The following is a 1072-nucleotide window of genomic DNA, read 5'->3' as shown; positions in this document are numbered from 1 at the left end:
AGCGTGGACACGACGACCACGAGGACGCCCACCGAGATGGTCACGACCGGCCCCCGAAGGGACCGACTGTTGAACGCGACACACCCCGCCCAGATCAACGCGGTCGCCGCGACGAACGCCCCATTTCCCAGGGCGAGGGCGACGAAGGCGTCGGGCGCCGTGATCCACACGAGGTAGCAGACCGCGGAGAAGACCGCGCTCAGGAACGCCGTCGCCCACAGGCGTCCGGGGAGACCGTCCTTCAACATGAGCGTGTCGAGCAGGTACATGATCGCCGACACCAGGATCACCAGGGATGCCGCGATCTGCAGGCTCAGGACATCGAGGACCATGACGTCACCCCTCCCGCTGCGGCAGACGCACGGTGAACAGCGTGCCCTGTCCGGGTTCGGACCGCACGGTGATGTCGCCGCCGTGGGCGCGGGCGATGTCGCGGCTGATGGAGAGTCCGAGCCCGCTCCCGTGCACCGAGGAACCCCGCACGGCGTCCGCGCGGAAAAATCGGTCGAAGACGCGGCCCTGATCGGTCGCCGAGATTCCCGGTCCGTCGTCGGCGACGGAGATCGTGATCGTCCCGTCCACCCGATCGACCGTGACGACCACCGCGCCGCCGCGGGTGTTGTACTTCACCGCGTTCGAGAGGAGGTTGTCGACGACCTGGCGCATCCGATGCGCGTCGACCACGCCCGGACACGGGCCCACGCCGGACGCATCGATCCGGATGCCGTGGGCGGAGGCGTGCTGAGCAGCCGAGGTGACCGCCGCGGCGACGATCTCCCCGACGTCTGCCGACGCCGGGCGAAGAGCGAAGTCGACGCCGTGGCGCGACGCGGCAGACATCGCCAGGATGTCGGCGACCAGCTCGCGTAACCGGGTGGCGTTGCGTTCGGCGATCTCGAGCTGGTCGCGCGTCGCCGCGTTGAGGGCGGTGTCGTCCAGGGCGAGTTCGAGGTAGCCGATGATCGAGGTGAGCGGAGTGCGCAGTTCGTGCGACACGCTGGCCACGAGATCCTCCCGCGCGCGCAGAGCCTGCTCCTCGGCGGTCACGTCTCGCGAGACGACGACGCTGCCC

Annotated in this window: 1 protein-coding gene and 1 pseudogene; both read right to left on the bottom strand. The window is 69.5% G+C overall.

Annotated elements, in window-relative coordinates:
• Window positions 1-332 (bottom strand): annotated as a pseudogene (locus LQV45_RS35080) (hypothetical protein); the annotation flags it as partial.
• Between the two features lie 4 nt (window positions 333-336).
• A partial coding sequence (locus LQV45_RS35075) for a cell wall metabolism sensor histidine kinase WalK (RefSeq protein WP_230012623.1) occupies window positions 337-1072 on the bottom strand: 736 nt, incomplete at its 5' end.

It is taken from the genome of Microbacterium sp. Bi128, assembly GCF_918698205.1.
The sequence above is the reverse complement of the archived record's forward strand: the minus strand, read 5'-3'. Positions and strand labels throughout refer to the sequence as shown.